This window comes from Xenorhabdus stockiae (assembly GCF_002632825.1).
Lineage (GTDB): Bacteria > Pseudomonadota > Gammaproteobacteria > Enterobacterales > Enterobacteriaceae > Xenorhabdus > Xenorhabdus stockiae.
The window spans coordinates 67,387-81,176 of sequence record NZ_NJAJ01000009.1 but is presented as its reverse complement, the minus strand read 5'-3'; the positions used below and the strand labels follow the sequence as shown (position 1 = coordinate 81,176).

Annotated in this window: 8 protein-coding genes; 1 reads left to right on the top strand and 7 read right to left on the bottom strand. The window is 40.1% G+C overall.

Translation table 11 applies throughout. The annotated features are described in order from the left end of the window. Nucleotides 1-538 precede the first annotated feature (538 nt). The 7 genes from Xsto_RS06170 to mak all read right to left on the bottom strand — a co-directional run bounded on the left by Xsto_RS06170 (nucleotide 539) and on the right by mak (nucleotide 12,566). Nucleotides 539-2,167: an ABC transporter substrate-binding protein gene (locus Xsto_RS06170; RefSeq protein WP_099124399.1), complete on the bottom strand. Its 1,629-nt coding sequence runs from the start codon at nucleotides 2,165-2,167 to the stop codon at nucleotides 539-541. A gap of 53 nt (nucleotides 2,168-2,220) precedes the next feature. Further along, nucleotides 2,221-3,858: an ABC transporter substrate-binding protein gene (locus Xsto_RS06165; protein WP_099124398.1), complete on the bottom strand. Its 1,638-nt coding sequence runs from the start codon at nucleotides 3,856-3,858 to the stop codon at nucleotides 2,221-2,223. Between the two features lie 108 nt (nucleotides 3,859-3,966). Next, nucleotides 3,967-5,601: an ABC transporter substrate-binding protein gene (locus Xsto_RS06160; protein WP_244590345.1), complete on the bottom strand. Its 1,635-nt coding sequence runs from the start codon at nucleotides 5,599-5,601 to the stop codon at nucleotides 3,967-3,969. A gap of 252 nt (nucleotides 5,602-5,853) precedes the next feature. After that, on the bottom strand, nucleotides 5,854-7,494 hold the full coding sequence (locus Xsto_RS06155) for a bifunctional metallophosphatase/5'-nucleotidase (protein ID WP_099124396.1): 1,641 nt from the start codon (nucleotides 7,492-7,494) through the stop codon (nucleotides 5,854-5,856). Between the two features lie 99 nt (nucleotides 7,495-7,593). Beyond that, the gene (locus Xsto_RS06150) at nucleotides 7,594-9,549 is read right to left on the bottom strand and encodes a bifunctional 2',3'-cyclic-nucleotide 2'-phosphodiesterase/3'-nucleotidase (protein ID WP_099108765.1); all 1,956 of its coding nucleotides are present in this window, start codon (nucleotides 9,547-9,549) and stop codon (nucleotides 7,594-7,596) included. Between the two features lie 74 nt (nucleotides 9,550-9,623). Further along, a complete protein-coding gene (locus Xsto_RS06145; RefSeq protein ID WP_099108766.1) occupies nucleotides 9,624-10,799 on the bottom strand; it encodes a porin in 1,176 nt (391 codons plus the stop codon). Nucleotides 10,800-11,651: 852 nt separating this feature from the next. Further along, on the bottom strand, nucleotides 11,652-12,566 hold the full coding sequence (mak, locus tag Xsto_RS06140) for a fructokinase (RefSeq protein WP_099124395.1): 915 nt from the start codon (nucleotides 12,564-12,566) through the stop codon (nucleotides 11,652-11,654). Nucleotides 12,567-12,861: 295 nt separating this feature from the next. Between mak and rdgC the strand changes: the two genes are divergently transcribed. Continuing rightward, entirely contained in the window at nucleotides 12,862-13,773 is a 912-nt protein-coding gene (rdgC, locus tag Xsto_RS06135; RefSeq protein ID WP_099124394.1) for a recombination-associated protein RdgC, read from the top strand. Nucleotides 13,774-13,790: the final 17 nt, after the last annotated feature.

Below are 13,790 nucleotides of genomic sequence, written 5' to 3'. Positions count from 1 at the left end.
ACTCAATAAAAACTTATAAAAATTTCAACCCTGCTGGCTGTTTTATAATTCTTGCCAACATCTGATGTCAATGTTTATTTCTTATTGCTATCTGGCCTAATTACATACGTGTGATACTATTCATTACAATATTTTATCATGACCATTATCACCATAATCACCTGATTTAATAAATTATTTATTTTATTGATTGAGAGAGAAATAATTCCCCATTGAATAATAAGAAGCAAAATTAATTCATGATGAAAAATAAAACATGAATTTTTCATCAATTAATAAAAAGAAATAACACCTCTAAAATACAACAAAAACAAATCTAAAAAAACATAATATCTGGTATCAGATATATAAATTAATGTTAAGTTTCACACCTAAGTTATAATTACATGCAAAAATAATTATTTCATATAGGAATTATTTGATTAACAAAAACACAACATTTGTTTTCAAAAACATTATATGCATCACAATTATCATGTAGTATTAGCTCATATCTCCGTGATCAGAGATATGAGCAATCATTTTATTAGAACCGTATTTAGTGTTTAATCACATACATATCTTTTGTCAGATAGTAGCCTCGTGGATCAACATAAACACCTCCAAGATAAGGTTTAATCATTTTATGATTCACAGCCGAATAAATAGGGATAATTGGGGTATCCTCAGTAATAATATCTAGTGCTTTTTGGTAACCCGCTTTATCATTTGTTTTCCCTGATTCCATAACTATTTCATCAAATTGTTTATTTGAATAATATGATGAATTTTGTGTGTGATCTGTAGTGAATATATTGAAATATGTCATCGGGCTATCATAGTCTGCAATCCAGCCATATCTGACAAGATCATATTTACCCTGATATTTATTATCAAGAACTACTTTCCATTCTTGATTTTGTAGGGTTGCCTCAATACCCAGATTTTTTTTCCACATTGAGCTGAGGGCAATAGCCACTTTCTTATGAGCTTCAAGCGTGTTATACAACAGAGTAAATTTAAGTGGATTGTTCTGGTTAAATCCGGCTTCCTTTAATAATGCTCTGGCTTTTTCGACCCGTTGTTCCTGCGTCCAATCAGCAAAATCCGGTTGTTTAAAATCAAAACCGCCAATACCGGGAGGTAGGAAAGTATAAATAGGCTTTTGCCCCTGCCCTAACACTTTATCAGCGATAATATCTCTGTCTATTGCCAGATTTAATGCCTGCCTGACCCGAATATCAGTAAACGGTGCTTTTCCGTTATTAATTTCATAATAATAAGCGCCCAGTCTGGGAGAAACATGCACTTGTTCCGGATATTTTTTCTTTAATGATGCGAATGAGTCCTGTGGAATTGTCAGCGTGATATCAATTTCACCTGCCAAATAACGGTTCAAATCAGATTTTGCTGACTCTAAAGCAAGGTACGTGACTTTATTAATAACAACATTTTTATTATCCCAATAATAGGGGTTTCTGATACCCACTATTTTCTCATTGACTATCCATTCAGATAATTTGAATGCGCCGCTACTAACAAAGTGTTCAGGCTGTATCCATTTATCACCATATTTTCTGACCACTTTTTCGCTGACAGGAACCATGACAGGATGAGCCAGTCTCTGTATAAAATCCCCGATAGGTTTATCTAACTTCACTTCGAACGTATAATTATCCAATGCTTTTATGCCTAATTCATTAGCACTCTTTGTGCCTTTAAGCACATCTTTAGCATTCATTACCGCAGCATCAATCAGATAGTTTCCATAAGGTGAGCCAACTGCCGGATCAAGTAAACGCTGCCAGCTAAAAACCACATCATGGGCAGTGATAGAAGAACCATCAGACCATTTAGCATCCTGTCTTAAACGAAAGACCCAGTTTTGATTATCCTGAGTTTCCCAGCTAGTTGCTAATAAGGGAGCAATATTACCTTGTTTGTCGGTATACACCAGATTATCGAAAAAATCATAAATAATATTAAAATCGGTATCACTTTCAACTTTATGCACATCCAATGAAACAGGTTCACTACCATTATTACGTACCACTTCCTGCTTTTCCGCCAATTGTGTTCCGGGTGGAATAATGACCGCATGGGATACAGTGACTACACCGGCTAATGTTATTGCAGCCAAACAGGATAATTGTTTTATAGCTCTATTTTTAATATTTTTTATTTTCATTGTTTTAATCCTGCAAATGGGATGAGAGCCTATTAAGACTCTCTATCTGTTTATTAATGTTTTATGACATAAAGATCTTTCGTTGAAATATACTCCATGGGAGTAGGATGAAAACCACCAATATAAGGTTTTACCATCTTATTACTCACGTAGTAATAAATAGGAATAACAGGTGTGTCATTGGTTATGATATCCATTGCATTTTGATAATGTTTTATGTCGTTAGTTTCCCCTGATTTAAGGACCATTTGATCAAAATCACTATTTTCATAGAGCTGGATATTATTACTATTGCCTGTTACGAAAATATCCAGAAATGACATCGGGCTATTATAATCTGCTACCCATGCATACCTGACTATATCAAATTTACCCTGATGCATATTATCCAGCATGACTTTCCATTCCTGATTTTGCAGTACAGCATTCACATCAAGATTTTTTTTCCACATTGAACTGACTGCTATAGCTATTTTTTTATGAGTTTCTCTTGTGTTATAAAGCAAATCAATTTTTAGTGGATTATTTTTATTGAATCCGGCTTCATTTAATAATTCTCTGGCTTTTTTAATCCGCTGTTCTTGTGTCCACCCTGCATATTCAGGCGGAATTAAATTTAACCCACCAATATTAGGAGGAAGGACATTATAAGCCGGTAACTGCCCCTGCCCCAAAACCTTATCGGCAATAACATCTCTGTCAATGGCTAAACTTAATGCTAACCTGACCCTGACATCATTGAATGGTGGTTTCTTGTTATTAAAAGCATAATAATAAGTGGATAGCATAGGAGTAATATGCATCTGATCGGGAATTTCTTTTTTTAATGATGCAAAGGCATCTAATGCGATTGTTTTAGTTATATCAATTTCACCTGCAAGGTAACGGTTCAGATCGGCTTTTTCAGATACGATGGTGACATAAGTCACTTTATTAATGACTGTGTTTTTATCATCCCAATATTGAGGATTTCTGACCCCAACGACCTTCTCATTCACTGTCCACTCAGACAGTTTAAAAGCACCGCTACCAACGAATGTTTCTGGCTGCGTCCACCTATCACCATATTTATTGACTGTTTTTTCACTGATAGGAACCATAACCGGATGAGTTAACATTTGTAAGAAATACGCGACTGGCTTATCCAATTTCACTTCCAATGTAGAATCATCCAGCGCTTTTACCCCAAGCTCTTCGCCTTTTTTCTTACCCAGTAATACATCATTCGCATTTGTCACATGAGCGGTTGCAAGATAACTACCATAAGGAGAACCCATTGTCGGCTCAAGTAAACGCCGCCAGCTGAATACCACATCATGAGCGGTAATCGGCGTGCCATCAGACCATTTAATACCTTTTCTTAAATGGAAAACCCATGTCTGGTTATCCTTCGTTTCCCAGCGCTCCGCCAATCTGGGTTCGATATTACCTTTTTTGTCGGTATAGACCAAACCATCAAAAAAATCATGAATGATATCTAACTCAGTATTACTTTCTACTTTATGTACATCTAATGAAGCAGGAAATGAGCCATTATTACGCACGATTTCCTGTTTTTCTGCCAACTCTGTGCCGGGTGGCACAACAGCCGTCTGAGCAGAAAAACCGATACTGCCTAATGCAATGGCTATTGAGCAGGTTAATACTTTCGATGTTGTGTTTTTTATCATTCCAGAAATTATTTTCTGCATCGTTTGGTTACCCCCATTATTATATTTTTACTTTTTTTACGTTAATTATTTTAATTAGATTTTTAATTCAGAAATAGCCTATTACAAGCAGGCTATTTCTATTGAAGATTAATGTTTAATAATATAAAGATCTTTTGTCATAATATGTCCCAATGGGCTAACAAACAGGCCGCCGACATAAGGTTTGACTAATTTAACACGGACGAAGTAATAAACTGGAATGGCAGGTGAATCATGGGTAATAATATCAAGTGCTTTTTGATAGATTGCTTGCTCATTAGTTTCATCTGCCTTTAATACTAACTTATCAAATTCTGGATTACTGTATTTTGTTATATTATTTGTGTTTCCTGTCATGAAAATTTCCAGAAAGGTAAATGGGCTATTATAATCTGCCTGCCAAGCATATCTGCCAACTTCAAAGTTACCCTGATACAGCGATTCTGTCTGCGATTTACTTTCCTGATTTTCCAGAATAGCATCAACACCGAGGTTCTTTTTCCATATTGAACTGGCAGCAATAGCAAGTCTTTTATGAGCATCAGAAGTGTTATATAAAAGTTTAAATTTCAGTGGATTACCTTCATTAAAACCCGCTTCATTTAATAACGCTTTAGCTTTTTCAACGCGCTGCTCCTGCGTCCACGAAGCATAATCAGGATGTTTTAATTCCATCCCTCCACTACCCGGAGAAACTACATGATAAGCTGGTTTTTGGCCTTGCCCTAGCACCCTGCCAGCAATTACATCCCTGTCCAACGCTAAAGTCAGTGCCTGTCTGACCCGCACATCGTTAAATGGGGGTTTTTGCGTATTGAAAAGATAATAAGAAACACTCATTATCGGTTTAATATGGAATTGATCACCCAGTTCTTTTTGTAATTTAGAAAAGAAATCTGTTGGCCCACCATTAGAAATATCAAGTTCTCCTGCCAGATAGCGATTAAGATCCGCCTTATAATCAGATATTGGCAAGTAAGTAACTTTATTAATTATGGTATTTTTATTATCCCAATAATGAGGATTTCTGACACCAACAATTTTCTCATTCACGACCCACTCAGAAAGTGTAAAAGGCCCGTTACTGACAAAAAATTGTGGCTGTGTCCATTTGTTACCATGTTTTGTAACAACCTTTTCATTAAGTGGAGACATAACCGCATGTGCCAACATTTGCAAAAGGCCTGCTTTTGGTTTTTCCAGTGTGACTTCTAAAGTTTTATCATTCAGGGCCTTAATACCGAGTTCTTCCGGTTTTTTCTTACCGGATAATACAGCCTGTGCATTGGTAATATTAGCCTGAACCAGATAACTCCCATAAGGAGAAACAGTATCCGGTGTCACCAACCGCCGCCAAGTGAACACCACATCATGGGCAGTTACCGGTGAACCGTCTGACCACTTCGCCTCTTTTCTTAAATAAAAAATCCATGTTTTATTATCTGTAGTTTCCCAACGTTCGGCTAAAGCAGGGATAATTTTTTCTTCTTTGTCAGTATCCACTAGACGTTCAAAGAGATCCACTAAAATATCAAATTCACTGCTACTGTCTGATTTATGCGGATCCAAAGAAGCGGGTTCGGAAAAATTATTGCGGGTGATTTCTTGCTTTTCGGCTAATTGGGTTCCGGCAGGGACTACAGCAGCGTAAGAATATGTGGCACTTCCCAGTATAAGACTTACAGAACAGGTTAATACTCTGGCAATTTTATTTTTTATTAGCCTTGCCATTATTTTTTGCATATTAGCGCTCTCCATAACTGTTTTTATTATTTATTCAATATCTCATTTATTATTACTACCTTAATTATTATTACGTTATAAATATTACGTTTATAAGTAATACATTCACTTAATTTGAAAAGATTAAAAATATAAGTGCAATGCATAACAATTAGCATTGCACTTATTATTTAAAACAGCAGAAAGATTACAGTACCTGTTTGATGGTGATTTTATCTACAGTAATTTTTTGTATTTACAATCACCATCACATTATTGGCTACTTATATCCGTGATTCTGTCTTTTTTCGGGTAAGCAATCGGTGATTTCTCGGCAAAATATTTCACCACCGCATCCACATCAGGAACACTGTATACCGGATCGGTGCCTTCTTTAAATACGGAGAAATTACTGCCTCCGGTTGCCAGATATTCGTTAGCCGCTACACGGTACTTGGCTTTCATATCAACTGGCTTGCCATTAATCTTCATAGAGCTGGCGATCACACGCTGCCCTGCCGGTTTTGAGCTATCCCACGAGTATTCAAGAGAATGAGATACCGCCATCACACTTGGGCGCGTGCGATCCCACTGTTGTTCCAACGCGCGCTTGATCTGTTCACCGGTCAGCGTCTTAGTCACCATCACATTAGAGAACGGCTGCACGGTGTAAATCGCGTTATAAGTGACATCCCCTGCATCCATTGGCGCACGGATACCGCCATTATTTACGAAGGCAATCACAGCACCGCCACTCTCTTTTGCCGTTGTGGCATACAGGTGCGCATCAGCGATCACTTTACCCAATGCAGATTCACCACCGGATGTCGGTTTCTTATTCAGATCACTTTCCAGTTTCCCGATCACGCGATTTGCCAAAGGCGTCGCTATTTTTTCGTAAGAAGATAATAACTCCGTCACTTTCGGGTCTTTGCCATATTTATAGTTATCAACCCAAATATTTTTTGCTTTGAAATCAACAACGTCTTTGGTGGTTTTATCCAGTTTCAGATCCAGCTTAGTGAGCAAAGCACCATTAGCCTGAGCAGAAGTGACAGATTTACCATTAATCACGCAGTTATAAGCCTGATGAGTATGGCCGCTGATCACGAAATCCACTTCTTGATCCAACTGATTGACGATATCGATGATTTTTCCGGTTATCCCATTGCAGGCATTAACATCAACACCAACACCACCAGCGTCACGTCTTTGCATTGCGCCTTCGTGGATCAGCACCCCAATGGCTTTTACACCCTTTTTCTGCAATTCTGGCACCAGCGCATTGATAGTTTTAACTTCATTGGAAAAGCTCAGACCAGCCGTTCCCTGAGGTGTGACAATTGCCGGTGTACCTTCCAGTGTCAGGCCAATAAAGGCCACCGGAATTCCTTCAAATTCTTTGATGACATATTCCGGAAATAAGGTTTTACCGGTTTCATTAACTGTGACGTTAGCCGACAGATACTGAAACCCAGCGCCTTTAAATGGTGCTGGCCCCTGACAACCTGTTACCGGATGGCAGCCACCATTCTGTTTACGCAACAGCTCAGTTTTACCTTTATCAAATTCGTGATTCCCCACCGAAGTGGCTTCCAGACCGGCAAGGGTCAGAGCTTCAATACTGGGCTCATCGTGGAACATCGAGGAGAGCAACGGGCTGGCACCAATTAAATCACCGGCGGCAACCACGATATTATTCGGGTTATCCTGTTTCAGCTCTTTAATCAGCGTTGCCATATGTTCGATACCGCCGGACTGATTTTTAGGTGCCTTCAACGCGCCATGAAAATCATTCAGACCCAGAACTCGTACATCCACGATATTTGATGATTCATTAGCCGGCTTGGTTGCACACCCTGCCAGCAATGCTGTGCCAATTACAATCGGAAGTAATTTATATTTATAATTCATCTCATTATCTCTTTAAATCAGCTATCAAAGTGTAACCGTCATCTTTCAGGTTACAGCCCAAAGCTGCAACCTGAAACTTATAGGCAGTACAATTAAGCGTTATTTTTTATCAGTCAGATCAATTTGATAAATGGCAAACCCGACATCGTCATTTTTCAGGTATTTCACCGGATATTGGGCATGTTCTTTAATAAATTTCGCTGCTTTTTCTGATGGAGATGTTTCAAAACGGATATCCAGTTGCTTATCTGTCTTGATTGGCAGGAATGACCAGTTATTTTCTGCCTGTGTTGATACCACACCCTGCTCTTTGGTTGTTCTGGAAATATAAGCTGCCAGAACGGAGCGGTTTTCATCCGGTGAAGCAAATGCGATGTGATCTTCTCCGGTTCCGGCAAATTTACCGCCGTAACCACGGTAGTTATTGGTGGCAATCAGGAAGGTGGCTTTTGGATCGATAGGTTTACCCTGATAAGTAACATCCTTGATACGGTTCGCATCTTTATTGATAAGCTGGCAATCCGTATCGTATTTCGCGGGTTGAGTCAGATCTACCTTATAGTTGACGCCACTAATAGTATCGAAATTATAAGTACGGAAACCATCCCAGTTCAGTAATTCCTGTGGCTTGGTAGAGTTCGGATCGATCTGGTTATACATACCCACTGAGCATTCCAGCCATTCAGTAACATCAGCACCACTCGCTTTGACTACAACTAACGTGTTCGGGTAGAGATACAAGTCTGCGGCATTGCGGAATGTCAGATCACCTTTTTCTACTTCAACGAAGTCAGCAGGAGCATTTTTACGTCCACCCGCTTTGAATGGTGCTGCGGCTCCCAGAACCGGTAAGTCAGCCAGATCAGGATCGCCTTTGATAAAGCGTTTGGTGTAATCAACCTGAGCGTCATTGACGATCTGAACCGTCGGATCACTCTGGATCAGGGCAAGGTAACTGTACATATTGGCAGAGGCTTTACCAATGTGCTTACCAACAAAATCACGAGTTCCCTGATTAGCTTTATCGATAATCGCTGCCAGCTTATCATCACGCTCAACCAGTGCTTTCTTATGGGCTTTATCGTAGATAGGGCGCGCTTCTGCTTTAGCAGATTCCACTTTCCATTCACCACCGTCGTTGTTGATAACCATATCAACAACGCCCAGATGATCTCCCCATTGGCCCGGCATTACCGCTGGAATGCCATTGACTGTGCCGTTAGCCACATCGACACCTTTAATCCCGGCATACTCTTTATTTGGGAAAACACCGTGAGAATGACCGAACATGATGGCATTGATGCCAGGAACTTCGCTCAGGTAGTAAACCGAGTTTTCCGCCATCGCTTTATAGGGTTCCTGCGAGAAGCCGGAGTGCGGAATGGCAATAATCAGATCTGCACCTGCTTTTTTCATTTCAGGTACGAATTTTTTCGCCGTTTCGGTGATATCGTTGACAACGACTTTGCCATCCAGATTCGCTTTATCCCAGATACTGATCTGTGGCGGAACAAAACCGATATAACCGATCTTAATCGTGTGCTCTTTGCCTTCCCGATCTTTAACCGGAGTATCGACAATAATATAAGGGGTAAAATAATTTTTACCGGTTTTGGCATCCATAACATTGGCGTTGACATAAGGGAACTCAGCTCCCGCTATCGCCTGTTTCAGGTAATCCAGACCAAAATTGAACTCATGATTACCGAAGTTACCTACGGTATAACCCATGGTGTTCATAAGTTGGTGAGCCGGGTGAACTTCACCCTGTTTCAGCCCTTTTGCCGCCATATAATCTGCCATCGGGCTACCCTGAATCAGGTCACCGTTATCAACCAGAATGGCATTGGTCACTTCAGATTTGGCTGCTTTAATCAGGCTTGCAGTACGAACCAAACCAAACTGTTCAGTCGGTTTATCCTTAAAGTAATCGAAATCAATCAGGTTGCTATGAACATCTGATGTTTCCATAACCCGTAAATCAACGGTCGCTGCATTGACATTAAATGCCACCAACATTGCCAGTGCTGAAATTTTCAACCCATGCTTCAACATGTTATACCCCTTTGTAGAGAGGAGAACCGGTAAAAGCTCTCCCATAACATTTTTCTTAGAAAGAATTTATTCAATTAAAAAAACAAACGTGCACCGGTTTCCAGAATGGTCTGTTTCTTATCTCTGTAAACCGGGTTGTCACTGCGGGCATCATCATATGCCGCTTCAACAAACAGACGTATGCTATTGTACTGAGAAACAGAAAAACGTTTATCTAAACCAACGGTGTAAGTCTGTTTTTTATAGTTGAATGTGTTGGAATCACCGTCACGCAGGTAATAACCTGCATACATGCCGCTTTCAATTTTATCCCAGTGCCATTTCGCACCCAGGCCATACAGGTTTGCTTTCCAGTTTCCTTTGACGGAATTGGAACTGAGTTTACTGTTTCCGCCTTCCTGATAAATCATGCCTGAGTTGCGGGAACGTGCCTGTCCGTAATCCACACCAACAGAGAATTCACGTCCGGGGAAGTAATATTCCATACCAAAAGCCAGTAAACTGTCTTGTGGGGAAACATCAGCAACTTTACGCTCGCCACCCGCTATTTTTCGGTGTGCTTCTCCCGTTGCCGCGGAGTAACCAGCATCAAATTTCAGGCCAAACTTTGATTCATAGAAACCAACAACAGAATAGGCGTGGCGCAAATCACCATGCTGGCGATCTTTATCTGAACCGGATTTACCACTGTAAGTGGCAGCAAGCTTAAAGCCTTCATAACTGTTGGTCTGAATAAAAATTGTTTGCGGCAGGCGGGTTACGAAATTGTTTTTGCCCACCCCGTCATTGCTGTAGCCTGTTGCACGGCTCAGGACATCACTGAAATAAAATACGCCTGTGTTGCCATAGCCGTAGCTGGATTTTTTTACCCAATCAATAGGAATATAAGTCCGGCCTAATTGAATCTGGCCATAATCACGATGGGATGCGCCGATATAACCAAGACGATTGTACATTTCAAAACTGGTTTTAGAATTATCGCTATTTGATCTTTGAGTATCTGAACCCCATTCCATTTTACCAAATACGCGAATATCTCTGGTTAATTGATGACTACCACCAATACCAATGCGGCTGCCATCATCGCGAATATTGATATCGCGATCCTGACTGGTGGTTTTTGCCTTCAGACGAAACTGCCCAATCAAATCGACTTTGGTTCCCTTGTCATTGTAAACCGTAACGGCACCAGCGCTGCCAGAAATAACCAATAATCCAATTAATGCAGCCAATGGCTTCATGCTTTTCATAATAAGACACCCACAAAGATTAATTTTTAGGTAATACGTCCCGCTATCACGAACTGTGCGCAATATATTCAGGGCAATAAAAACCCGTCACTATTTTCGTGAAAATAAAAGACGTGTTTAAAAAATGATAGAATCAGTATTATTGATTATTATTTCTAATGAAATTTCCTCGTTAGAATATTTATAACATGCCATATTTAACCAGCAATAAGATTAAAAAATGAAAGTGAAAAATAAAAAACAGGAGAATTAAATCTCCAATATCATGTTGTACTACATTGATGTATTAAGTTCGTGTGCTGTATTCATCCCATTACACGCATTTATAATAACTAAAGAAAACAATGTTTTTCGTGAAGGGGTGCACACTAATTAAAACAGGTTAGAAAAAATTTACACTAATATGTGACATGAATCATAAAACAGCCTTTCATCGTTTAAATATCATCATTACAGACTATTTTTACCACAGCACAAAAAATGTATTCTTTATATTAATTTTTATTATTCACAATTTAATAAATCGATTTTTTTATAATCTATAAAAACTCATAAAATTAAATTCAATGAATATATTTAATCAACCTCAATCGAAATATATTTTTATTATTATAAAAAACATATGATTAATAATACGCATTGATTGCACTTTTATTTTTGTTATTACCCGTAACATAGAAATACAACTCATGCATTAAATTGAAAATTTAACTTAAGTCAGGTTAAGGTAAAATTTATTTTTTTACACGCAATCAGCCAAAGACAAAAAGAAATGTCTTATACATTATGTTTATTCATCGGTCTAAATGGTATGCCCTTCATCTTTCAGAAAAAATAAAGGGCAATATGCGGTTATTTATGAGAATGAGGCCATAACCACGCAGCTCCGCGCACTCCACTGGAATCACCATGCAGCGCTTTTTTGATAGGTGTTGCACACTCGCCACCAAACACCCACTCGCTGACTAATCCGGGCAGAGTCTGATAAAGACGATCAACATTACTCATACCACCGCCCAAGACAATAACATCGGGATCAAGCAAGTTAACGACCTGTGCCAATGCCCTCGCCAGACGTCTTTCATAACGCTGGATAGCCAGTTCTGCGATTTTATCCCCTTGTGCCACGGCCTCCATGATTTCATGGCCTTTTTTGTGTATACTACTGGCGCGGAAATAATCTCTCATAAAGCCGGTTCCCGATACAAACATCTCGGTACAACCAGGTTTACCACAGAAACAACGCACCTCTTCCTGATATGCACGGTCTTCATCATCCATCCACGGCAACGGGTTATGACCCCACTCTCCAGCCAGACCATTTCCACCCGCATGGACTCTGCCATCAAATGCCAGACCCGAGCCACAGCCAGTCCCGACAATAACCGCAAATACCATTTGTTTACCTGCCGCCGCACCATCAGTCGCTTCTGATACAGCCAGACAGTTCGCATCATTAGCAACCCGGACTTCGCGCCCTAACAGGGCAGAAATATCTCTGTCCAGTACCTGATCATTCAGCCAGACAGAATTGGCATTTTTAACTTTTCCGGTAAAAGGTGAAATTGCACCCGGAATACCAATCCCGATTGTTCCTCTCTGACCAGTTGCCTGTTCTGCGTCTGCTATCAAACCGGCAATCGCAGCCAAAGTCTGCGGGTAATCGTTGCGGGGAGTATCTACCCGCTTACGAAACAGCTCTTTTCCCTGATCGCCCAATGCGATCACTTCAATCTTGGTTCCACCAAGATCAATACCTATACGCATAGCTTACCTTTTTCTCTGTGGTTAACCGTTAGCTGAATTTTTCAGCCTAACTGGATCGTGTTGTTACAGGATCATTGCCTGAGCAGCATTAACAATCAAGAACTATAACGTCACTTTGTTTTAGGAATTGGACGTTTGTTTTCAGAATTGTGCATAAACAACAAAAAGAAAACCTACAAAACGACGGGGATGAATTGCTAGGGCTTCACCGCATGATTCGTTATCATGCACAGCTACGCTTTTCAAATAACGTTTATATGACGTTTGTCACAATGCATAAATATGGGGTAACCGCATGTTATGGTTCAAAAATTTAATGATTTACCGTTTAAACCGAGAAATATCGCTTTCTGCGGATGAACTGGAAAAACAATTAAGCCCACTGGCATTCACCCCATGTGGCAGTCAGGATATGATGAAAACAGGCTGGGTTCCGCCAATGGGTGCTCATGGTGAAGCACTAACACATGCAGCAGGTAATCAGATCCTGATCTGTGCACGCAAAGAAGAAAAAATGTTGCCTTCTCCGGTCATTAAACAGGAACTTCAGGCCAAAATTGCCCGTCTGGAAGGAGAACAACACCGGAAATTAAAAAAAACCGAGAAAGACTCGCTGAAAGATGAAGTGATTCATACTTTATTGCCAAGGGCATTCAGCCGTTTCAGCCAGACTTATATCTGGATAGATACTGTTAACCATCTGATTATTGTTGATTCCGCCAGTGCCAAGCGCGCTGAGGATAATCTGGCATTGCTCAGAAAAACGCTGGGTTCATTGCCTGTCGTTCCTCTGACGTTTGCTGATCCTATTGAGTTAACATTAACTGAATGGGTTCGTTCAGGAGACCTGCCTGCGGGTTATGCTCTGATGGATGAAGCAGAATTGAAAGCCATTCTGGAAGAAGGTGGAGTTATCCGCTGTAAGAAACAGGAGTTAGTATCTGACGAAATAGCAACGCACATTGAATCCGGGAAATATGTCACCAAACTGGCGCTGGACTGGGAAGAACGGATTCAGTTCATGTTGTCAGATGATGGCTCTTACAAGCGTATAAAGTTCAGCGAAACATTACGTGACCAGAATGACGATATTGATCGTGAAGATGTCGCCCAGCGATTTGATGCCGATTTTACGCTGATGACGGGTGAGTTAAGTGCGCTGATAAAAAATACGATTGATGCTCTGGGTGGTGAAGCAGAAAGCTAATTTATATCGGGTAGAGC

Excerpts from the sequence above, each read along its gene's own strand:
- Xsto_RS06170 (WP_099124399.1), bottom strand. The coding sequence starts at position 2,167 with ATGAAAATAAAAAATATTAAAAATAGAGCTATAAAACAATTATCCTGT.
- Xsto_RS06165 (WP_099124398.1), bottom strand. The coding sequence starts at position 3,858 with ATGCAGAAAATAATTTCTGGAATGATAAAAAACACAACATCGAAAGTA.
- Xsto_RS06160 (WP_244590345.1), bottom strand. The coding sequence starts at position 5,601 with ATGCAAAAAATAATGGCAAGGCTAATAAAAAATAAAATTGCCAGAGTA.
- Xsto_RS06155 (WP_099124396.1), bottom strand. The coding sequence starts at position 7,494 with ATGAATTATAAATATAAATTACTTCCGATTGTAATTGGCACAGCATTG.
- Xsto_RS06150 (WP_099108765.1), bottom strand. The coding sequence starts at position 9,549 with ATGTTGAAGCATGGGTTGAAAATTTCAGCACTGGCAATGTTGGTGGCA.
- Xsto_RS06145 (WP_099108766.1), bottom strand. The coding sequence starts at position 10,799 with ATGAAAAGCATGAAGCCATTGGCTGCATTAATTGGATTATTGGTTATT.
- mak (WP_099124395.1), bottom strand. The coding sequence starts at position 12,566 with ATGCGTATAGGTATTGATCTTGGTGGAACCAAGATTGAAGTGATCGCA.
- rdgC (WP_099124394.1), top strand. The coding sequence starts at position 12,862 with ATGTTATGGTTCAAAAATTTAATGATTTACCGTTTAAACCGAGAAATA.